19 protein-coding genes are annotated in these 22,202 nt (G+C 61.7%); 2 read left to right on the top strand and 17 right to left on the bottom strand.

What is annotated here, in order from left to right; translation table 11 throughout:
• Positions 1-12 precede the first annotated feature (12 nt).
• The 17 genes from ccoS to K3759_RS07405 all read right to left on the bottom strand — a co-directional run bounded on the left by ccoS (position 13) and on the right by K3759_RS07405 (position 19,962).
• Complete coding sequence (ccoS, locus tag K3759_RS07485; protein ID WP_259985359.1) at positions 13-204, bottom strand: cbb3-type cytochrome oxidase assembly protein CcoS; 192 nt, start codon at positions 202-204, stop codon at positions 13-15.
• Positions 201-2,321: a heavy metal translocating P-type ATPase gene (locus K3759_RS07480; RefSeq protein WP_259985358.1), complete on the bottom strand. Its 2,121-nt coding sequence runs from the start codon at positions 2,319-2,321 to the stop codon at positions 201-203. Before K3759_RS07480 ends, ccoS begins: the two co-directional genes overlap by 4 nt.
• Positions 2,318-2,791 carry a FixH family protein gene (locus K3759_RS07475; protein ID WP_259985357.1) on the bottom strand — a complete coding sequence of 158 codons (474 nt, stop codon included), beginning with the start codon at positions 2,789-2,791 and terminating at the stop codon, positions 2,318-2,320. Before K3759_RS07475 ends, K3759_RS07480 begins: the two co-directional genes overlap by 4 nt.
• Complete coding sequence (gene ccoG, locus K3759_RS07470; RefSeq protein WP_259985356.1) at positions 2,788-4,377, bottom strand: cytochrome c oxidase accessory protein CcoG; 1,590 nt, start codon at positions 4,375-4,377, stop codon at positions 2,788-2,790. The genes K3759_RS07475 and ccoG overlap by 4 nt, the downstream gene beginning before the upstream one ends.
• A gap of 95 nt (positions 4,378-4,472) precedes the next feature.
• Positions 4,473-5,375, bottom strand: a complete 903-nt coding sequence (ccoP, locus tag K3759_RS07465; protein ID WP_259985355.1) for a cytochrome-c oxidase, cbb3-type subunit III — start codon at positions 5,373-5,375, stop codon at positions 4,473-4,475.
• A complete protein-coding gene (locus tag K3759_RS07460; protein ID WP_259985354.1) occupies positions 5,372-5,560 on the bottom strand; it encodes a cbb3-type cytochrome c oxidase subunit 3 in 189 nt (62 codons plus the stop codon). Before K3759_RS07460 ends, ccoP begins: the two co-directional genes overlap by 4 nt.
• Before the next feature lie 10 nt (positions 5,561-5,570).
• The gene (gene ccoO, locus K3759_RS07455; protein WP_259985353.1) at positions 5,571-6,407 is read right to left on the bottom strand and encodes a cytochrome-c oxidase, cbb3-type subunit II; all 837 of its coding nucleotides are present in this window, start codon (positions 6,405-6,407) and stop codon (positions 5,571-5,573) included.
• Positions 6,408-6,412: 5 nt separating this feature from the next.
• Entirely contained in the window at positions 6,413-8,023 is a 1,611-nt protein-coding gene (gene ccoN, locus K3759_RS07450) for a cytochrome-c oxidase, cbb3-type subunit I (protein ID WP_259985352.1), read from the bottom strand.
• 111 nt (positions 8,024-8,134) lie between these two features.
• Positions 8,135-10,582 (bottom strand): FAD-dependent oxidoreductase, encoded by a 2,448-nt coding sequence (locus K3759_RS07445; RefSeq protein ID WP_259985351.1) that lies wholly within the window; start codon positions 10,580-10,582, stop codon positions 8,135-8,137.
• Between the two features lies 1 nt (position 10,583).
• Positions 10,584-13,046 (bottom strand): FAD-dependent oxidoreductase, encoded by a 2,463-nt coding sequence (locus tag K3759_RS07440; RefSeq protein ID WP_259985349.1) that lies wholly within the window; start codon positions 13,044-13,046, stop codon positions 10,584-10,586.
• A gap of 87 nt (positions 13,047-13,133) precedes the next feature.
• The gene (locus tag K3759_RS07435) at positions 13,134-13,721 is read right to left on the bottom strand and encodes a helix-turn-helix domain-containing protein (protein WP_259985347.1); all 588 of its coding nucleotides are present in this window, start codon (positions 13,719-13,721) and stop codon (positions 13,134-13,136) included.
• A 91-nt stretch (positions 13,722-13,812) separates the two neighbouring features.
• Complete coding sequence (locus tag K3759_RS07430; RefSeq protein WP_259985346.1) at positions 13,813-15,078, bottom strand: ABC transporter permease; 1,266 nt, start codon at positions 15,076-15,078, stop codon at positions 13,813-13,815.
• Complete coding sequence (locus K3759_RS07425) at positions 15,078-15,881, bottom strand: taurine ABC transporter ATP-binding protein (RefSeq protein WP_259985345.1); 804 nt, start codon at positions 15,879-15,881, stop codon at positions 15,078-15,080. Before K3759_RS07425 ends, K3759_RS07430 begins: the two co-directional genes overlap by 1 nt.
• 111 nt (positions 15,882-15,992) lie before the next feature.
• Positions 15,993-16,985, bottom strand: coding sequence for an ABC transporter substrate-binding protein (locus tag K3759_RS07420; protein WP_259985344.1), 993 nt, complete (start codon positions 16,983-16,985; stop codon positions 15,993-15,995).
• Positions 16,986-17,412: 427 nt separating this feature from the next.
• Positions 17,413-18,189, bottom strand: coding sequence for a MetQ/NlpA family ABC transporter substrate-binding protein (locus K3759_RS07415; RefSeq protein ID WP_259985343.1), 777 nt, complete (start codon positions 18,187-18,189; stop codon positions 17,413-17,415).
• Between the two features lie 47 nt (positions 18,190-18,236).
• Complete coding sequence (locus K3759_RS07410; protein WP_259985342.1) at positions 18,237-18,911, bottom strand: methionine ABC transporter permease; 675 nt, start codon at positions 18,909-18,911, stop codon at positions 18,237-18,239.
• Positions 18,901-19,962 carry a methionine ABC transporter ATP-binding protein gene (locus tag K3759_RS07405; protein ID WP_259985341.1) on the bottom strand — a complete coding sequence of 354 codons (1,062 nt, stop codon included), beginning with the start codon at positions 19,960-19,962 and terminating at the stop codon, positions 18,901-18,903. Before K3759_RS07405 ends, K3759_RS07410 begins: the two co-directional genes overlap by 11 nt.
• A 192-nt stretch (positions 19,963-20,154) precedes the next feature.
• Here K3759_RS07405 and K3759_RS07400 point away from each other — a divergent pair, with 192 nt between their 5' ends.
• Positions 20,155-21,069, top strand: a complete 915-nt coding sequence (locus K3759_RS07400; RefSeq protein ID WP_259985339.1) for an MBL fold metallo-hydrolase — start codon at positions 20,155-20,157, stop codon at positions 21,067-21,069.
• A complete protein-coding gene (locus tag K3759_RS07395) occupies positions 21,066-22,013 on the top strand; it encodes an MBL fold metallo-hydrolase (RefSeq protein WP_259985337.1) in 948 nt (315 codons plus the stop codon). The genes K3759_RS07400 and K3759_RS07395 overlap by 4 nt, the downstream gene beginning before the upstream one ends.
• The last annotated feature ends 189 nt before the right edge of the window (positions 22,014-22,202 follow it).

The raw sequence follows: 22,202 nt of genomic DNA, 5'->3' as shown, positions 1-22,202 counted from the left end.
GCGTTTTACGTTTCAGACCCGGCCTTCCGGCCCCGCATCCTGCCGTTCTTCACCTCGGGGCGGCTCCTCATTCTCCAACAGGATCCGCGCGGCGTCGCCTTCCAGATCTTCGTATTGCCCGTGGCGCAGCGTCCAAAGACAGGCCGCAAGCCCAGCCGCGCCAAGACAAACGGAAACGGGGATGAGAACAATCAGGATATTCATCGGCGCACCGCATTCAAAACCACGAGGATCGACGAAGAAGACATCACCGCCGCCGCCATCAACGGCGTGGCATAGCCCATGACCGCCACGGGGATCGCGACCGCGTTATAGACCGCGGCCAAGGCCAGGTTCTGCCGGATCCGGCTGCGCGCACGGCGGGCCAAGCGCAGGGTATCGTCCACCGCCGATAGGTCACTGCCCAGCATCACCCCATCCGAGGCGACCCGCGCCGCATCCAGCGCCGTCGCTGGCGCGAGGGAGGCATGGGCCCCTGCCAGCGCTGCCGTGTCGTTCAGCCCATCGCCCACCATCAGCACCCGCTTGCCCTGCGCGGTTAGGTCACGCACCAGCTCGGCCTTATCCTCAGGGCAGACCGCGGCATGGACCGTCGTAATCCCCAGCCCTTGCGCCAGCGCGGCAGCACGCCGCGCAGTATCGCCAGTCACCATGCCGACCCCTAGCCCCCGCTCCTGCAGGGCGCTGACCACTTCGGCGGCACCTGCGCGGGGTGTTTCGCGTAAAGGCAGGGGGATGCAACGATCTGGCAGGCCCAGCTCCGGCCCGTCCTGCCCCCGCCACAAGGAAACCGGCGCGCCGTTCCACAGACCGCAGACACCTTCACCCGTCACCTCCTGCAACTCGCGCAAATCGGCCGGCAGCTGCGCATGCAGTGCCGCTGCCAAGGCGCGAGACGCCGGATGGTCCGAAGCCTGCGCGAGGGCAAGTGCCACCGAAGCGGCCTCCGCATCCAGCGCGGGCAGCCGCGCCACCCCTGTGGTCAGCGTACCGGTCTTGTCGAACAGGACCGTGTCCACTTCGGCTAAACGCTCCAGCGCCGTGGGGGATTTCAGCAGCACGCCCGCGCGAAACAAGCGCCCCGTCATCGCCGCCGTTACCGCTGGAATGGCCAGCGCCAAGGCGCAGGGGCAGGTGATGATCAGCGTCGCCGTGGCCACCGCGATCGCCTGATAAAGGTCCCCCGTCAGCCCCCACCAAACGGCAAAGGCCAGCGCCGCCAAGCCATGCACCACCGGCGCGTAAAGCCGTGCTGCCCGGTCCGCGATCCCGCTGTAGCGGTGCTTGCCGGTCTCGGCCACTTCGACCAAAGCCGCGAGGCGGCGCAGGGTGCTGTCCTCGGCGCGGCGGGTGACGCGCAGGGTCAGCGGCGTGCCAAGGATCACCTCGCCCGCGCAGATCGGCCCGCCCGCCGCCACGGCGACGGGGTCGGCCTCTCCGGTCAGGGCCGAGCGGTCCACCATCGCCGCCCCCATTGCGATGCCATCGACCGGCGCGCGCGCCCCGGCGGCAAGGGCGATGCGGTCGTCGGGCATCAGGGCGCTGACGTCCACCGTCTCGCGCCCCATCGCGGTCAGCCGGGTCGCGCGGGGCAGTTCCAGCGCGGTCAACTCCGCCGCGGCGGAGCGTGCCGTCGCCCGCGCGCGATGCTCAAGATAGCGGCCCACCAGCAGGAAAAAGGTCAGCGACAGCGCCGCGTCAAACCAAGTATGCGCCCCGGTGGCGGCGAAAGTTTCATAGAGCGAGGTCGCCGCCGCCAGCAGGATCGCCAGCGCAATCGGCACGTCCATGTTCATCCGCCCGGCCCGCAGGGCGACCCACGCAGAGGCAAAGAACGGCACCGCGGAGAAGGCCAAAGCGGGCAGTGCGATGGCCGCAGAGATCCAGTGAAACATCTCTCGCGTGATGTCACCTGCCCCGGACCAGACCGCGACCGAAACAGCCATCACGTTCATCATGGCAAAGCCCGCTACGGCAGCACGGGCCAACAGGCGGCGGCCTGTGTCATCCGACGTCGGGCGCAGGGCGGTCGCGTCCAACTCATGCGCCTCAAAGCCCGCGTCATTCAGCGCCTGAAGCGCCGCGCTGGCGTCACATTCGGGCATCAGAACGATCCGCACCCGTTTGGCCCCGAGGTTCACCCTTGCTGCCTTGATCGACGGCAGTTTAGCCAAGACCCCCTCAACCCCGGCGATACAGGCCGCACAACGGATCTGCGGCAGGGCGAGGTGGATTGCCTGGTCGTTCTCCGCAATACGCTGTGCCGCGGCCTCGGCCGAGGGGGCGCTCGCGACACAGCCCGGACAGGCGGCGACGGTCATCGTGTCACCCGCAAGGGAATGCGGCGGCGAAAGAGAGTGCCATCGGCGGCGCGCATTTCAATCCGCAGGTTCCAGTTGCCAGCGCCTGCGGTGACCGGCGCGGTCCACGCGCGGCCATCCCAAGCGAAATCAGGCGTTATGTCATCCGCAACAGTAGTCGCGCGCCCCAGTGTCGCCGCGAGGATTTCGGGCCGGACTACGCCTTCGGCATCCTGCACCGCCAAGTGAAGAGCCGCCCCCGTCAACTCAGTCTGCACGGCCCAACCGAGCGCCTCCTGCGCCGCGCGGTCGGTTTCAAAATTCTGCGAGGCGACGTAGCTCGATTCGGTTTCCTTGCCCGGGAAGGTACGCACCGCGCTGAAGGCAAGCGCGAGGTTCACCGCGATGATGACGGAAAAACCGCCCACGAAGATCGCCAACACATGCCAGCCTGTCAGGGGGCGCTCCTTTTGCAAATGCGCTGTGGTCATTGGCTGTCCTTTCCATTGAAAATCGTGTCGCCGTAGGCACGCTCACCCGAGCGGAGATCTTCGACCCAGAACTGCAGATCGCTGCGCGGCGCGGCAGCGGCGGCGGTTTGCGGTGGGGCGATCACATAGACCCGTTGCAGGCGGCTGGTGTCGGCAGGCACGTCGACCACCGGATCAGCTGCGCCTTCGACTCTGAGTTGCAGTCCGGTGGTGCCGCCGAGGGACAGCCGGAAATCCCGTGCCTCCCCATGTTTGTTGCGCAGACGGATGTCATAGGCATTACGGATCGACCCATGCGACAGGGTGACGAAGGTCGGGTTGCGCACCGGCGCGACGGTCATGTCGATCTCTGGCCGGATGAACAGCGCGACCACAAGCGCCACACCGATGGCCGCCCAAGCGGCGGTATAGATCAGGGTGCGAGGGCGGAAGACATGCTGCCAAAGCGGTTTAGGTTGCCACGAAGGCGCGTTGGCCCCGGTGACGTCGCCGGCAGGCGCTTCGGCAAGACCCGCCACGGCGGCGCTTTGCCTCGGTTGGGTGGGAGGTTCATCATCCAGCGCGAGGTAGTCGATCAACCCGCGCGGACGCCCGATCTTGGCCATCACGTCGTCGCAGGCGTCGATGCAAAGCGCGCAGGTGATACATTCCATCTGCTGACCTTCGCGGATGTCGATCCCCATCGGGCAGACCGCGACACAGGCGTTGCAATCAATGCAATCGCCCAAAGTCTCGCCCCTGCGGGACTTGCGGTCCCCGGCGGTGTTTTTGTCCAGCGCCGCCCCGTAACGCGCCACCGCATCGCCGCTGCCAATCGCCTCGGCGGCGGCTTGCTGGCGTTTCACACCACCTTTGCCGCGCGGCTCCCCCCGCCACTTGCGATAACCTACGGTCAGAGTACCGGGGTCCATCATCGCGCCTTGGATGCGGGGCCATGGGCACATGTAGATACAGACCTGTTCGCGCATGAAGCCGCCAAAAATGAAGGTCGCGGCCGTCAGCACGGCGATGGTGGCATAGGCCACGGGGGCGGCTTGCAGGGTTACGAGGTCGCGCGCCAAACTGGGCGCATCGGCAAAGTAAAAGACCCAAGCGCCGCCCGTCGCCACCGCGATCAGCAGCCAGACCACCCATTTCGCCCCCCGCAGCCGCGCCTTGCGCCAGCTCCACGGCGCATTGTGCAGACGAATACGCGCGTTGCGGTCGCCCTCAATCCAGCGCTCCACGGTCATGAAGAGATCGGACCAGACGGTTTGCGGGCAAGCATAGCCGCACCAGACCCGGCCCAAAGCGGAAGTAAACAGGAACAGCCCCAGCCCCGCCATGATCAGCAGTCCGGCGACGAAGTAGAACTCATGCGGCCAAATCTCGATCCAGAAGAAATGGAAACGCCGGTTGGCGAGATCGACCAGAACCGCTTGATCCGGCAGGTTTGGCCCCCGGTCCCAGCGGATCCACGGGGTGATGTAATAGACCCCCAGCGTGAGGATCAGGATCACCCATTTCAACCGGCGAAAGAACCCGCTGACCCGGCGGGGAAAGATCGGCTCGCGCGCGGTGAAAAGCGGAGGGGCGGTGTTGGACATGGCAGTTGGCTCCGGGGTTACGTCTTGCGGCCTACACCCGGGGGGCGCAGGCCGCTTTGATCTGCATCAATCCGCAAATTATTTGTCCTACCGGCTTAATCGGCGACTGCACCCTCGGCAGCGACCCCGGCCTCGCCACCGCCCAGACCGTGGACATAGGCAGTCACGGCGCGCACCTCAGCCTCGCCCAGACGTGCCTGCCACGGCGGCATTACCCCCATGCGCGGCGCTTTGAGTTGGCGCAGGATCGCGTCATGGCTGCCGCCGCGCAGCCAGATCGCATCGGCTAGGTTCGGCGCGCCGGTCTCGCGGTCGCCAAGGCCGCGTTCCCCATGGCAAGCGCTACAGTTGTCGGCAAAGATCTCGGCCCCCGCCAGCGCCGCAGCTTCGTTATGCTCAAGGCCTGACAGGCTGCGCACGAAATGGACGGTGGCGTTGAGATCAGAGTCTTCCATCCAGTCGAAAGGCGGCATTTCCGAGAAGCGCGCGTCGGCGTCATCCTCGTTGCGGATGCCGTGGCGCACGGTATAGGCGATCTCCTCCATCGTGCCGCCCCAGAGCCAATCGTCGTCCAAAAGGTTCGGATAGCCCGAGGCCACGACACCCCCTGCCCCCGCGCCATGGCATTGCGAGCAATTGGCCGCAAAGACCGAGCGCCCGGCCTGCATGGCGAAACGGTGCAGCTCTCCGTTGTCCTTCAGCACCGCCAGATCGACGTTGACAAGGCTCTCCGTCAGATCGGCGTTCGACAGGTCCACGCGGGCGATCTCGGCGGCAACCTCACCACGGGTGGAATAGCCCAAGAGCCCCGCCGTCGCCCCCGAAAACATCGGCCACGCAGGGTAGAGGACGGTATAGATCACGCCCCAGACGACGGTGGCGTAGAAAGTCCAAAGCCACCAGCGCGGCAGCGGCGTGTTCAGTTCTTCAATACCGTCCCAACTGTGGCCTGTGGTCTCGGTCCCGGTTTCGGGGTCGATCTTGCGATTATCGGTCATGTGCAGGCTCCGTCATTGCGGGCTTGGTCAGGCGCTTCGTTGCGAAACGGGACGGCGGCGGCATCGTCGTGTAGGGCGCGTGAACCGGGGCGAAAGGCCCAAGCAATGACGCCGAGAAAGATCAGCGTCAGGATCAAGAGTGCCCAGCTGTCGGCCAGTTCGCGCAGGAAGGAATAGGTGTCCATTGCGGTCTCCTCAGCGGTTGGCGTCGGGCACGAAGGTCGAGAAATCGACCAGCGTTCCGAGCATTTGCAGATAGGCGATCAGAGCATCCATTTCGCTGATGCCGGGCTGCCCGTCGAAGCTGCGCACCTGCGCGCCGGGGTAGCGTTCGAGTAGCGCGTCGTAGTCCCCCATGGGATCGACCTGCACCCGGAAATCGCCACGGACATTCGCGATCATCTCATCACTATAGGGCACCCCAACCGTCCGGTGGGTCGCTACCAGATCGGTCACATCCTCAGGCTCAAGCTTGGCGTCCATCAGAAAGGCGTATTTCGGCATCACGCTTTCCGGCACGACCGACTGCGTGTCCATCAGATGATCCACATGCCACTCATCCGAATAGCGCCCACCGACCCGCGCCAGGTCCGGCCCGGTGCGTTTAGAGCCCCATTGGAACGGGTGGTCGTACATCGATTCCGCGGCAAGGCTGTAGTGGCCATAGCGTTCGGTCTCGTCGCGCATCGGGCGGATCATCTGGCTGTGGCAGACATAGCAGCCCTCGCGCACATAGATTTCCCGCCCCGCCAGTTCCAGCGGCGAATAGGGGCGCATGCCCTCGACCTCTTCGATGGTGTTCTCCAGCCAGAACAGTGGCGCGATTTCGACGATCCCGCCGATACTGACCACCCCGAGCGAGGCAATCAGCAGCAGGGTCGCATTGCGCTCGAACCGCTGGTGAAAGGTGATCGTCTGCGTCTCGGGCGGCAGCTCATTGGGGATTTTGCCTGTCTTCAAGCCTTCGCTGGCGGTTACGACCTTGGGATCGTCAGCAGGGTCATAATTTGGGCTGTGAGGGTTCTTGGCCATTGATCTTACTCCGCTGGCAGGGCGACGGTGACGGGGCGGGCTTGCGGGGCGCGGATGGTCATCCACATGTTCCAGACCATCACCGCACCCCCCGCGAGGTAGAGCACCCCGCCCAGACCACGGACCACATACATCAGGAATTTGGCTTCGACGGTGTCGGCAAAGCTGTTGACGAGGAAGCCATTGGCATCGACCTCACGCCACATCAGCCCTTCCATGATGCCTGAGACCCACATCGACGCGGCGTAGAGCACGATCCCAAGGGTCGCGAGCCAGAAGTGCAGGTTGATCGCCGCCATGGAGTGCATCTGCGCCCGGCCCCAGAGCCGCGGGGTCAGGAAGTAGAGCGCCCCGAAGGTGATCAACCCGTTCCAGCCAAGCGCGCCGGAATGCACATGGCCGATCGTCCAATCGGTGTAGTGGCTCAGCGAGTTGACCGCGCGGATGGACATCATCGGCCCCTCGAAGGTGGACATGCCGTAGAAGGCGAGCGAAGCGACAAACATGCGGATGATCGGATCGGTGCGGATCTTGTCCCACGCGCCTTCGAGCGTCATCAGACCGTTGATCATGCCGCCCCAGCTTGGCATCCACAGGATGATCGAAAACACCATCCCCAGCGTCGCCGCCCAGTCGGGCAAGGCGGTGTAATGCAAGTGGTGCGGACCCGCCCAGATATAGAGAAAGATCAGCGCCCAGAAATGGATGATCGACAGTTTGTAGCTATAGACCGGGCGGCCCGCCTGTTTCGGCACAAAGTAATACATCATGCCCAGAAACCCGGCGGTCAGGAAGAAACCCACCGCGTTGTGCCCGTACCACCACTGCGTCATCGCATCCTGCACGCCTGCAAAGACCTGCACCGATTTCGAGCCCCAGATCGACACGGGGATGGCAAGGTTGTTGACCACATGCAGCATCGCCACAGTGATGATGAAGGCCAGAAAGAACCAGTTGGCGACATAGATATGGCGCTCGCGCCGCTTCAGAATCGTGCCAAAGAACACGGCGAGGTAAGTCAGCCAAACGATGGTCAGCCAGATGTCGACGTACCATTCCGGCTCGGCATATTCCTTGGATTGGGTGGCCCCTAGAAGATAACCGGTCGCCGCCAGAACGATGAAAAGCTGATAGCCCCAAAAGACGAACCAAGCCGCGTCGCCCCCCCAGAGCCGCGCCGCCGACGTACGTTGCACAATATAGAAAGAGGAGGCGATCAGGGCGTTGCCGCCAAAGGCAAAGATTACCGCGCTGGTGTGCAGCGGGCGCAGGCGGCCAAAGTTGGCATAGGGCTGCGCCCATTCGATATTCAGCGCGGGAAAGGCCAGTTGGAAGGCAATGAAGGTGCCCACCAGAAACCCCACCACGCCCCAGAACGCCGTGGCAATCACGCCATAGCGAATGGGGCCATCCATATAGCCCTGCGGTGCCCTAGGTGCGACAGGCCCGGCGTCTTCGACAGGCATCCCGCGCAACTGCCAAAAGAACAACCCGGCGGCCACCAGCATGACCAACAGGGCATGGACCATATAAGCCGGATCGCGCGCCCAATCCGCCCCGAGTGCCGCAATGAGCATTACCAACGCAAGCACGATCAACTTGAGCGTATCGAACATATTCCGAATCCCTTCATCTTTGGGAAACGGATCGCATGGCGCTCCATGCACTTCTTTGATCTATGTCAAAGATGGCCACGAAAGCTTGCGCAGAGGGTGATTTATCACGGCTTAGCTCTTGGAACGCGCCCCGCTGGGATCATACATCGGTTTCAAGCTCGCCTCGGCCCGTACACGCTGGCCTGCCACGTCGATCTCATAGGTCGAGCCGAGCAGATCGGCGACGTTTTCCCCTTCACAGGGCACATAGCCCAGACCAATCGCGCCGCCCAAGTGATGCCCATAGTTGCCCGAACTAAGATAGCCCGCGATTTTCCCATCCCGCAGGATCGGCTCGGCATGATAAAGCAGGGGCTCGGGGTCCGTGAGGCGGAATTGCAGCATCTGCAGTTTCAGCCCTTCCTCCTTCTTGCGCAGCACCGCGTCGCGGCCAATGAAATCAGGCTTTTCGGTTTTTACCGCAAAACCCAATCCGGCCTCCAGCACATGGTCCTCGCAGGTGATGTCATGGCCGAAGTGGCGAAAGCCCTTTTCGATCCGGCAACTGTCCATCGCATGCAGCCCGCAGAGTTTTAGGCTAAAGGCCGCGCCCGCCTCCATCAGCACCTCGAAGACATGGCCCGCCATCTCGGCACTGACGTAAAGCTCCCAACCCAGTTCGCCCACATAGGACACCCGATGCGCCCGGGCGAGGCCCATGCCGATCTCGATTTCCCGTGCCATGCCAAAGGGATGCGTCTCATTCGAGAAGTCGTTGGGCGACACCGCCTGCAAGACCTCACGTGCCTTTGGCCCCATGACCACCAGAACCGCCTCGCCCGCTGTCACATCCGTAATTACCACCTGACGGTCGCCCAGATGACGGCGCAGCCATGTTTCATCCGCCAGCCGTGTCGCAGCGGGAGTGACGACCAGATACGCTGTTTCGCTCAGGCGGGTCACGGTGACATCCGCCTCGATCCCGCCGCGGGGGTTGAGGAACTGGGTATAGACGATCTTGCCCACCGGCACCGCCATCTGCGCGCCGCAGACGTGGTTCAAGAAGGCTTCGGCCTCCGGCCCTTCGACCCGAAGTTTGCCGAAAGACGACATATCATAAAGCCCCACGCCCGTACGAATGGCGGCATGTTCGGCGGCCTGATTTTCAAACCAATTCTGCCGCCCCCAAGCGTATCGGTAGGCGCGCTCCTGACCTGGCCGGGCGAACCAATTTGCCCGCTCCCAGCCAGCAAATTCACCCATGACGCCGCCGTGTTCCAGCAGATGCACGTGAACCGGGCTGCGCCGGATGCCCCGCGCGGTGGCCTTTTGGCGGTAGGGGAAGTGATCGGCGTAGAGGAGCCCCAACGTTTCGGTCGAGCGCGTCGCCAGATAGGTTCTATTGCCCTGAAAGGGCTGCATTCGCGCGATGTCTACGTCGCCCAGATCAAAGGGTTTCTGCCCATCCTCCATCCACTGCGCCAGCGCCATGCCGGCACCGCCCGCGGATTGGATACCGATGGAGTTGAACCCGGCGGCGACCCAGACATTGTCCATCTCCGGCGCTTGGCCGAGGTGATAGGCATCATCGGGCGTGAAACTTTCGGGGCCGTTAAAGAAGGTATGAATCCCCTTCTCCGCCAGCAGTGGCAGCCGTTTGATGGCCATCTCAAGGATCGGTTCGAAATGGTCGAAATCCTCGGGAAGTTGATCGAACTCGAAACTCTCGGGAATGCCCTCCAGTGCCCATGGTTTCGCGACAGGCTCAAAAGCACCGAGCAAGATTTTGCCCGCATCCTCTTTGTAATAGGCATATTCATCGGGGACACGCAGCACCGGCAATTCGCGCAAGGAGGGGATGGCTTCGGTAACGATATAGAAGTGCTCACAGGCCTGCAGTGGCACGTTGCTGCCCAGCATCTGGCCCACCTCGCGCCCCCACATACCTGCGCAATTGATGACATGTTCGGCCTCGATCCGCCCCATGCTGCCATCCTCTCCCGCCCAATCGACCGCCGTGATCCGGCGCCCCGCGCGGGTGACCCCGGTGGCCTTTACCCGCTCTGCCACGACCGCGCCGCGCGCCCGCGCGCCCTTGGCCAGCGCCAGCGCGATATTGGTCGGATCGCCCTGCCCGTCTTTCGGCAAATACACCGCCCCGGTCATGCCTCGGGTTTCCACATGGGGGTATTTCGCGCGGACCTCTTCGGGGGTGATCTCCTCGACCTCCACCCCAAAAGCACGGGCCATCGCGGCTTGACGCAGGATTTCCTCGCGCCGCGCTGCTGTCAGGGCGGCCGTGATCGACCCCACGCGCTTGAACCCTGTGGAGACCCCGGTTTCGGCTTCCAGCGCGCCGTAGAGTTCTTGGGAATATTTCGCCAGCCGCGTCATGTTCTGCGTCGCGCGCAGCTGCGCAATCAGCCCTGCGGCGTGCCATGTAGTGCCGGAGGTGAGCTGTTTACGCTCTAGCAGCACGACATCGGTCCAACCGAGCTTGGTCAGATGGTAAGCGACCGAACAGCCGATCACGCCGCCGCCGATGATGACCGCGCGGGCTTTGGAAGGAGGTTGTACCATCTCAGACCTCCTGCGCGCGAATGCGGGCATTTTCGCTGTCCCAAAGCGGCGCGTCGGGCTGCACGATGGCGCGGAAACTCTGGCCGAAAATCTCGACCATAAGGTCAGTGCCCGGCACAGCGGCTTCGGCCTGAACCACCCCGAGGGCAATGGAGGCATCGACCCGGTAGCCATAGCCACCGCTCGTCACCTCGCCGACGGCTCGCCCGTTCAGGCGCAGCGTGGCGATCGGGGGCGCGTCCTGCGGGTTGCCTTCGATGGTCAGCGTCACGAAACGCCGCTGCGGCCCCCTCGCCTGCTCTGCGATCAGCGCTGCTTTGCCAGGGAAATCCTGTGGTTTGTTCAGACGCAGGAAGCGGTCCAACCCCGCCTCCAACAGCGTGTACTCCTGCGACAGGTCGCCCTTCCACGTCCGATACCCCTTTTCCAACCGCATGGAATTAAGCGCGAACATCCCGAAGGGCATGGCCCCGGCAGCGATGATCGCATCATATATCGCGGGCATATCTTCAGGGGCAGCATGTATTTCCCAGCCCAGCTCGCCTGCGAAACAGACCCGTGCCAGCAGCGCGGGTTTGCCCTGCACCGATGCCTCCTGAAGGCTGAGCCACGGCAGCGCCAGATCGGCATCCGGGACAAGTGACGCCAAAAGGCTGCGGGATTTCGGGCCGCAGAGGATCAAGGTGGAGACCGCGTCGGTCCGATCTTGCAGACGGATCGCGCCGCCTTTGGGCAGCGCATCGCGCAGCAGATCAAAGTCATGCCACTGCGCGGGGGCAGCGGTGATCAGAGTGAAATCATTCTCTCCGTGGTGCAGGATCGACATCTCGGTCAGCACCCGCCCCCGGCTGTCAGGGAAATAGCCTAGCGTCATTCGCCCGACCTTGGGCAGTGCGCCTGCAATTCGGCCCATCAGCCAATCCGCCGCCCCATCACCCGACAGCGTGAACCGCGAGAAGCCCGGCAGGTCCAACACGCCGACATGATCGCGCACCGCCTCGACCTCATCACGCACACGGGAAGCCCACGGGCCTTTGCGGTCCCATGTCTGGGTCGCGGCCTCCGACCTGTCATCGCCGGGTTTGGCGAACCAATTCGCCCGCTCCCATCCGTTGTAGGCCCCCATCTGACCGCCCGCTTCGCGCAGACGGTCGTGCAGCGGCGACAGCTTCTTGTCGCGCCCGGCAGGCCAGGCGTGATGCGGGAAATGCATCGCGTATTCATGGCCATAGGTTTCCAGCGCCTTAGCGAGGGTGAAGTCGTGATCGGCATGGGCGGTAAAGCGACGCGGGTCGACATCCCACATGTCCCATTCCGTCTCACCCGCCATAATCCATTCGGCCATGACCTTGCCCGCGCCGCCGCCCTGCGCGATGCCGAAGGTGAAACTATGCGCCTCAAAAGCATTCGGCACGCCCGGCATCGGGCCGAGCATCGGCAGACCGTCGGGCGCATAGGGGATCGGCCCATTGATGACCCGGCCCACACCGCTGCTGCCCAAAAGCGGCACCCGCGCCATGGCGTCTTCGATATACCACTCTAGACGATCCAGATCGTCGGGGTACAGTTGAAAGCTAAAATCCTCGGGCATCGGATCGTCGGGCGTCACCCAATGCGCTTTGCAATTGCGCTCATAGGGGCCGAGGTTCAGGCCGTTCTTGTCTTGCCGCAGGTAGTAGGAGCTGTCGACATCGCGAACCATCGGCATCTTATGGCCTTTCTCGGCAGTCCATGTAGCAAGCTCGGGGATTTCTTCGGTCAGGAAATACTGATGGCTCATCACCACGGCGGGCACCCGGCGGCCCCCATGGGGGCGGAACCATTCGCCCACCCGCTGCGCGTAATATCCGGCGGCATTGACCACTTTTTCGCAGCAGATATCGCCCTTATCGGTATGGACGATCCATTCGTCACCGTCCCGGTCTATTCCAGTGGCGGGGGTAAAACGGTGTATCTGCCCGCCCGCCGCCCGCGCGCCTTTGGCAAGGGCTTGGGTCAATTGCGCCGGGTCAATATCACCGTCCAAGGGATCCCAAAGCCCTCCCGCCAGATCATGTAACTCGATGAAAGGATTGTGTTCTTTTAACTCCGCCGGGGTGCACATCTCCATTCCCAGCCCCTGTGCGCGGGCCATGGAGGCGACATGCTCAAACTCCTGCATTCGCTCCCGGCTATGGGCGAGCCGCAGCGCTCCGGTGACGTGATAGTTGATCGGATAGCCTACTGCCTCGCCCAAGCTGCGGTACATCGCGAGCCCATAGCGCTGCATGTTCATCACTGCCCAAGAGTTCGAGAAGTTCGGACAGTTACCGGCCGCATGCCAAGTGGAGCCTGCCGTTAGTTCGTTCTTTTCAAGCAGGACGCAGTCGGTCCAGCCTGCGCGGGCGAGGTGGTAGAGGGTCGAAACCCCAACCACGCCGCCCCCGATGATCACGACCCGTGCCGTTGTGGGAAAATCAGCCATGCTTAGCTCCTATCGCTATACATTGCCGAAGGGTCGGCCAAAGGCTCCCCCCGACCGGTTTGAAATCATCTGAAATGAAAGTCCGATTCAGTAAACGGGTGGCGAGATCACCCAGACCACAACAGCGGGCGTATCGTAGGGGTTGTCCCAGGTATAATATTCGCCCCGAATGCGGAAACTGTCGCCGGGCCCGACGCTGAACCGGCGTCCTCCGATATTCAGGTTCAACCGCCCAGAGATGATAAACCCTACTTCCTGCGTCTCTCGTCTGATCGGCGCGTCCAGCCCCGAATAGGCGGCGAAGGTAGAGTGGATGACTTCGAAACTGTCGGTCAAATCGGGCGACAGCAGCTCTTCTGTAAGGCCGTTCGCAGCACTTCCCATTGCCCGCCTTGCGCCCGCGCGGACGACATAGCCCCGCTCTTCGGGTGTCACTGCCGCCTCGCCAAAGAGCAAAGAGATCGGCACGCCCAATACCTCTGCCATACGCCGCAAATCGGCGATGGCGGGGGTTGAGATGTCGCGTTCCACTTGGCTGACCCATCCGACCGAGCGGTCCAACGCCTCGGCCATATCGGTCAGGGTGAGTTTGCGTCCCTTGCGGATCGCCCGCAGGTCTGCGCCAAGTGAGCGCGGCGTAACAGCGTCGGAGATGCGCGGTCGCTCCTTGGTCATGTGAAAATTTCCTCCATTTTTTCACTGTGGCGCGGAATTCGGCGTCTGGCAAGTGTGTCTCCTTGAAAGCGGTGGGTTGCGAAGGGCGGCCTTAAGACCGCCCCTTCCAAGGGACCAGCACCCGCTCAGCCTTGCGCATCAGCATGTCGATGCCAAAACCGATTACGCCAATGAGGATGATCCCCATAAGGACGATGTCAGTCAGCTGAAATTTAGAGGCGACCATGATCATCATGCCCGCGCCCTTCTCGGCCGCGACGAGCTCGGCGGCCACCACCGTACCCCAGCAGACCCCCATCGCCACCCGCGCACCGGTAAAAATCTCGGGCAAAGAATTCGGCACGATGACATGGCGCATGATCTGCGCTTTGGACGCGCCCAGCGAATAGGCCGCATGTACCTTGGTAATATTCACCCCCGACACCCCCGACCGCGCCGCGATGGCCATGATCCAAAGGGCCGCGAGGAACAGCAGGATGATCTTGCCCACTTCGCCGATCCCAGCCCAGATGATCACCAACGGGATCAGCGCAAGCGGTGGAACGGGGCGCATAAACTCGACAATGGGATCAAACCAACCGCGGAACCAGCCCGAAAGCCCCATGGCATAGCCCAGCGGAATGCCCACCAGCGCGCCAAGGGCAAAGCCGACCACCACGCGGAAAAGCGAATAGCCCAGATGCTCCCACAGGGTGCTGTCTCGGTAACCTTGGCTGGAAATTTCACCCAGCCGGGCGACCACGGCCTCAGGCGGCGGCAACCAGATCGGCTCCATCTGCCAGCCCTTTGCGGGCTCAAAGTTCAGCGTGCCCTTGGGGGACATGCCAACCCGTCCAAAGTCAGTCTGCACCTCGCCACCGGGTACAATTTCCTGACCGTTGACTGCGATGACCCGGTGCCCGGCATCGCGGTCTTTCTCATCGTTTTTGTCGACCCGCAGAAGCCCTGAACGCCACGCGCCTATGGTGAAAGCATCATTCTTGGCCCACCCCTCACCGGGGTCGACCTGCGGCACCTCGGCCTCTCCACCGACCGGATGCACCAGCACGGTAATCGTCGCATCATCACGGCTGCCGTCCTCAGCCTCGGCGGTATATGTCAGCACGGCCAGCCCCTCGAAGGGACCGGGCGCATGGAGGAACCGGGGCAGCAGGGACGAGCCGGTAAAAGCGCCCCAAAGCAGGAAAATTGTGAGGATCGAGATCACGCTGGCGCTGCGGTTCGACGTCACCGCACTCTCATCGCCGAAGGTGACTGTTTTGCGCGCCACAAATCCATTCGCGGTCTGGTCCACGATAAGGCGCACCAGAAAGAAGGACGCCGCGAAGATGACAATGTATATCAATAGGATAAGCATTATGCGTCCTCCGTCCGGCCCATGATTTCTTCTTCCATGTCCCAAATCATGCCTAGGATCTCTTCGCGTCTTTCGGCGAATTCGGGGTGTTTCTTAACCTCGCGCAGATCTTGACCTACGCCCAGATCGGCAAAGGGCAGACGGTATTCGCGGTGAATGCGCCCCGGACGCGGGGCCATGACCAAAAGGCGCTCACCCAAAAGCAGCGCTTCTTCGACTGAATGGGTGATGAGAATGATGGTCTTGCCGGTCTCTTTCCAAAGTTTCAGTACAAGGCTCTGCATCTTTTCACGGGTCAGCGCATCAAGCGCGCCCAAAGGCTCATCCATCAAGATCACATCGGGATCATTGGCCAGACAGCGCGCCAGTGCGACGCGCTGCTGCATCCCGCCGGAAAGCTCGTAAATCGCCTTTTCCTTGAAGTCCCGCAGCCCGACGATATCGAGCAGGTGATCGACCTCCGCCCCGTATTGCTTTTCGTTCTGCCCCTTCATCCGGGGGCCAAAGCTTACATTCTCGCGGACCGACATCCACTCAAACAGCGCGCCTTGTTGAAAGACCATGCCCCGCTCTGCATCCGGTCCGGTCACATTATGGCCATTCAGCACAATCTTGCCCGAAGTCGGGGCAAGGAAGCCCGCCACGATGTTGAGCAAAGTGGTCTTGCCGCAGCCCGAAGGCCCCAGCACAGACAGCAGCTCGCCCTCTGCAAGATCAAGCGATACATCCTCAAGCGCCTGCACATGACTGCCATTGGGCAGGTCAAACCGCATCGACAGATTTTCGATCTTTAGTCCCGACATGCCACCCGGTGCCCCCCTTGTATTTTTATAAGGCCGCCCCCGCCTGCCCGGCCCTTCGCAGCGAGGGGCCGGGCAAAGATCGAAGGCCGCCCATTATTGAGCCTTCTTGGCTTACATCTCGCCCGCTGACTGCAACGGGCCGGTGTTCACCGCGTCATCATAGCTGTCGAGTGCCGCGTCGATTGCACCCGCTTCGACAAAGACATCGGCCACGCCTTTCATGAACTCCTGCGCCCCACCGCCGAGCCATTTCTCTCCCATCTGCTCCTCGACCGATGGAAAGGTGAAGGTAGCAATCGTTTCCATGGTGGCGTCTTCGTCCATGCCTGCGTCCTTGGCGATGACGGGCAGCATTTTAGCGTGGTTGGCCTCATCAGCCCACATGGCGTTGGCCTCTGCCGTGACTTTCAGGAACGCGGCGACCGTATCGGAGTTTTCGGCCACCCAAGAAGCCGGGCCGGAGGTCACGTCGAAAACGAGAATGCCCAACTCTTCTTTTTCCGCACCGGTCAACAGGATATTGCCGTGTTCCAACATACGCCGCAGCGATCCGCCCCAGCCGCAGGCCATGTCGACCGAGCCCTGAGCAATGGCCGCAGCCCCGTCAGGCGGCGCCATATCGACCACATCAAGCGACCCAACATCGACGCCGAAGTGGCTCATTTGTTTAAGAAAACCGTAATGCGCCGCGGTGCCGAGCGGTACGGCGACCTTCTTGCCCGACAGTTCCGCGGCGGAGGATTTGTCAATTTCCAACTCTTCCCGGATCACGCAGTTATCGTTCTCCGAATAGCTTACCGCGACATCGAGAATTTGAATATCCTGACCCGCCGAAGTTGCCACGACGAAGGGCGGCACGCCTTGGCTCACCGACATTTGCACATCGCCCGAGGCCATTGCAGCTGACATGGCGGTGCCCGAATCGAAGCTGACCCAATTCACGGTCTTGCCGAGCGCCTCGTCATACATGCCCTCGGCCTTGGCATATTGGAACGGCATCGGCCATTCGAGGAAATACCCCACGGTCAAATCTTGCGCGGCGGATTGTGTGACACCCATCACAAGCAAGCTCGCGGCGGTGCCCATAAGCTTCATAGTCTTCATGATACTCTCCCTAGGTTTATTATGGTCGCGTCTTCTCATTGAACGTCCAGTTCACATGTTTCGCGACCATTGGCCCCTGTCGGATATCAGGAGGGGCAAGCCCCGGGTCATGTGAAAAAATCCCTCACGATTTCACGATACGAGTGAAATTGAACTTTTCAACAAATTTCTCACGCCGCAGCGCAACATAATTACAATGTTAATAAGTTCGCGTGAAATTTAACCGCAGCGCCTGGTCCCTTTGCAAACGTCGGGAATACTAAGGCGAATTTCGTAAATAGAAATCTAACGGTTTTTGCAGACTGTCGAACTCAACCTGAACAAATAGGGAGTTTAGTCGCCACAAATCGTCAGCCTTGCAAGGCCATGGTGATCTTGACCCGCCTGCAGCGGGTCAAGTCTGTCGTTTCTCGCGTTAGGCGCGGCCTTACCAAGAGGTAATAACAGTGCCCTGATAGCTCTCATCGATAAAGGCTTTAACCTCATCGGAATGGTAGGCTTTGAGCAGCGTCTCTACCCATGCGGCTTCCTCGTCGCCTTTGCGCACGGCGATGACGTTCACATACGGGTTATCGGCGCTTTCCATCGCGATGGAATCTTCTTTTGGGCTGAGACCAGAAGCAATCGCGTAGTTGGTGTTGATCAAGGCCGCGTCCAGATCGGCCAAAGAACGTGGCAATTGAGCGGCGTCAAGTTCCTTAAAAGACAGGTTCTTGGGGTTCTCGGTGATGTCGAGCACGGTCGGCACCAGACCGGCGGCCTCATCAACCTTGATCATGCCCAGTTGCTGCAGAACCAGCAAAGCGCGGCCACCGTTGGTGGGGTCATTCGGGATGCCGAAAGTCGCACCTTCTTCGAGATCGGCGATGTCGGTGATCTTTTCCGAGTAGACGCCCATCGGGGTGGTGATCGTGTTGCCAACGACGCTCAGCTCAAAGCCGCGGTCCTTCATCTGCGCTTCCAGATAGGGCACGTGCTGGAAGGAGTTGGCTTGGATATCGCCATCGGCCAGCGCTTGGTTCGGCACGACATAATCCGAAAATTCGATCACGTCGATGTCCAGCCCCATCGGCTCGGCGATGCGGGCCACTTCTTCCATAATCTCGGCATGTTCGCCGGGGGAAACACCGACTTTGATTTCTTCGGCAGCGAGGCCCGTGGCCATCAGCGCCAGAACGGAGGTAAGAGTTGTAAGACGAAGCATAGTAGTCTCCTTAAGTTGAAAGATCAGTGGTGGGAGAAAGCGGGAACTTATTGCCCGCCGCTTTTGCTTGCGCGCTTGTCCACGGCACTGGCGATACGTTCCCCAATGGATTGAACAAGCTGCACCAAAACGATGAGGATGATCACGACGATCGCCATCACATCAGGCATAAACCGCTGGTATCCATAACGAATACCCAGATCGCCCAGACCTTCGCCGCCTACGGCTCCAACCATCGCGGAATAGCCGATCAGGCTCACGATGGCGAGGGTCAGGCCCAGCGTGATCCCGGGCAAGGCTTCGGGCAGCAGCACCTTGCGGATGATCTGCAGCGGGGTCGCCCCCATGGCACGTGCGGCTTCAATCAAGCCGGAATCGACCTCACGAATTGCGTTCTCCACCAGCCGCGCAATGAAGGGAACCGTTGCAATGGTCAGCGGCACGATGGCCGCAGTGGTGCCGATGGAGGTGCCCGCGACCATGCGCGTGAAAGGGATGATCGCCACCACGAGAATGATAAACGGCACGGAGCGCGTGGCGTTCACCACCAGCCCAAGCACCTTGTTCACCCAAGGCGCAGAGAGCAGTTCTCCGCGCTGCGAAGTGGCCAGAAACAGCCCCAGCGGCAGGCCGAGGACTGTGCCAAGGATCGCTGAGATAGCAACCATATAGAGCGTCTGCCCCGTCGCTTCGATTAGAAGGTTAATGAGATTAGCGGACATAGCCCAGCACCTCCGTCAAAAGCCCGTGTTGTTCCAAAAAGGCGCGCGCTTGGGCCGCCTGCGCGACGGGCAGCGACACCAAAAGATTGCCAAAGGGCCGCGTGCCGATCTCTTCCACCGCGCCCGCAAGGATGTTGACCGGGATGCCCATATCCTGCGTCAGCCGCGCCAGCATTGGGTCGGTGGCATGTGCGCCGGCAAAGGTCACGCGGATCACCTCTTCGCCGCCCGTCGCGGGTGCGGTTTGGGTCAGGCGGTCTTTGACGAAAGCTGGCAGGGTGACACCGGTCACGCCCGAAAGGAAGGACCGGGTCGTCGCATGTTGCGGCGCGGTGAAGATATCATAGGTCGCGCCATGTTCAACGATCCGGCCCGCGTCGATCACGGCCACATGGCTTGCGATGTCGCGGACCACGGCCATCTCATGGGTGATCAGCAAGATCGTCAGCCCCAGATCGCGATTAATGTCTTTCAGCAGCGCCAGAACCGTCTGGGTGGTCTCAGGGTCCAGAGCCGATGTGGCCTCATCCGAGAGAAGCACTTTCGGCCCGGTCGCCAGCGCGCGGGCGATGCCGATGCGTTGTTTCTGGCCGCCCGAAAGCTCCGCTGGATAGCGGCCCGCCTGCGCGCTAAGCCCAACCCGTTCGATGAGGTCTGCGACCCGCGATTTGATCTGCGCCCCCGACACCCCGGCGACTTCGAGCGGCAGCGCGATATTGCCTGCCACCGTCCGGGAAGACAGCAAGTTAAAATGTTGAAAAATCATGCCCACGTCACGGCGGATTGCGCGCAGCGTGCCGCCCTTGGCAGCGCTTACATCTTGGCCACCGACCAGCACCTTACCAGAAGTGGGACGTTCCAACCCGTTTACCATACGCAGCAGCGTCGACTTGCCCGCCCCCGAACGCCCGATGATCCCGGTGATGGAGCCGGGCGCGATCTCAAGGGAGATTCCCTCAAGCGCGTTCACAGTCGTCCCGCCCGCTTTGGTAAAGGCCTTTCCGACCTTTTCAAAGGCAATCGAGGCGCCTTGTGTCTTGTTATCAGTCATTTTCTGTCCGGATTGGCGTAGGTTTCGGGTAGTGCCCCCGTAGACAGAACCCCGCCCCGCGATGCAAGCCACGATCATGCATAGCTGCTTTGTTTTTAAGGCCTAACTCACGGTGGGTTATTCTCCCTTGTGCCCGCAGCGCGGGGGGATGATTATATTCACGAATCGGAATGAATGGCGGGAGGGGAGAAAATGCAAATCAACAGACGGATGGTGCTGGCCGGAATGGGCGGTGCTGCCCTCGCCCATGGGCCGTTGCGTGCCTTTGCCACGACCTCTGCCCAGATCGGTGACTATGAGTTTGTCAGCGTGAGCGATGGCAATCTTGTTCTGCCGCGCAGCTTTTTCTTCGACGGGTTGCCGCAGGAGGACCTGGCGCAGGCCTTAGCGCCGTTCGATCTGCCCCTAGATCAGTTAGAGCCGCCCTGCAACCTGACCCTTCTGCGCGATGCGGAACGCGTGGTCTTGTTCGACGCAGGCTCAGGTCCCGCCTTCATGCCCTCTGCCGGGGTGCTGCTGGATAGTCTTGAGGCAGTTGGCGTTGCGCCGGAGGCGGTGACAGATGTAATTTTTACCCACGGCCACCCGGATCACCTCTGGGGCGTGCTGGATGATTTTGACGATTTGGTCTTCCCCAATGCCAGCTATCACATGGGTCAGGTTGAATGGGATTATTGGCGCGATCCGGCAACCGTTGACACAATCGGTGCCGCCCGGGCCGCCTTTGCCGCTGGGGCCGCGCGGCGGTTGGAGGCGATTGAGGACCGGGTGAGCCATTTCTCCGATGGCGAGGAAGTCTTGCCCGGCATCACGGCCCAAGCAAGCTTTGGCCACACGCCGGGACATATGTCATTCGTGGTGGGCGGCAGTGAGGCGCTGATGATCGGCGGCGATGCCATTGGTAACCACCATCTTGCCTTCGCCCGACCCGGCTGGGCCAGCGGGTCGGATCAAGACCCGGAGCTTGGCGCACAGACCCGCGAGCGCCTGCTGGATCGGCTTTCGCATGAACAGATGTTGCTCATGGGGTTCCACCTGCCGAATGGTGGGTTGGGCCGTGTTGAACGGGATGGCGACAGCTATCGTTTCCTAGGGACAGAGCAATGAAGAAAATATTACTCACGACCACCCTGATCATCGCCACGGGCGTCATGGCCAGTGAAGATATCGCCGACAAATACCCCGGCTCCTTGCTCTATGACAAACCCTATGAAGTCATCCCCGGTGTCTTTTCCGCCATCGGCGCGACGGCCCCGCCCACCTATGAAAACGCGGGCCATAACAACAACCTAAGCTTTATCGTGACCGGCGAAGGCGTGGTCGTCATCAATGGCGGCGCGGCCTACGGTCTGGCCAAGGCGCTGCATGAAGAGATTAAGGCCGTGACCGATGAGCCGGTAAAGCTGGTGTTCAACGAGAACGGTCAGGGCCATGCGGTCTTGGGCAACAGTTATTGGGCGGAACAGGGCGTGCCCATCGTCGCCCATGTGGACGCGGCGCATGAAGTCGAAAGCTTTGGCGGCAGTATTCTGGACGGGATGAAACGCTACAACCGCGACCGCGCCGAAGGCACCGAGGTCCAACTGCCGACCGAGACCTTCGAAGATGAATATACCGTCGAGATGGGCGATTTCCGGATCGAAGCGCGCTATCTAGGCCCCGCGCATAGCCCGGGCGACATCGTGATCTGGCTGCCGAAACAGCGCCTCGTCATCTCGGGCGATATGGCTTTTCACGAACGCATGCTGCCGATTTTTCCCGACACGATGACCGCTGAATGGATCGAGACATGGGAAACCGCGTTTGAACCGCTTGAGGCGACCTATGTGATCCCCGGTCATGGGCATCCAACGAGTATGGATCAGGTGCGGCGCTATACGCGGGATTACCTTGTCTACCTGCGCGGTAAGATCGGCGCGCATCTGGAGGAGGGGGGCGGGTTGGCGGAGGCTTACTACGTAGATCAATCGCCCTATGCGGGGCTCGACACATTCGAGGAACTGGCGACGAAAAACGCGGGCCGCGTGTTTGAGCAGATGGAGTTCGAGTAAGGCAGCCTGCTCCTTCCTGGCGCGGCTGAAGGGCTGGGAGGCTGCCGCAGCGTCGCGACACCGGCGCATGATTGCGGCTCTTTTCTTCCTTGAAAGAGACATTCATGGAGGACACGGCGTTGGTTCTTCACGCTTGCAGATGCTCTGCCGTGCCGTCCGGGCGAGGTGTGACCGCAGTGCTTTGGGTGC

The sequence above is a fragment of the Sulfitobacter sp. W027 genome (assembly GCF_025143985.1).
GTDB lineage: Bacteria > Pseudomonadota > Alphaproteobacteria > Rhodobacterales > Rhodobacteraceae > Sulfitobacter.
The sequence above is the reverse complement of the archived record's forward strand: the minus strand, read 5'-3'. Positions and strand labels throughout refer to the sequence as shown.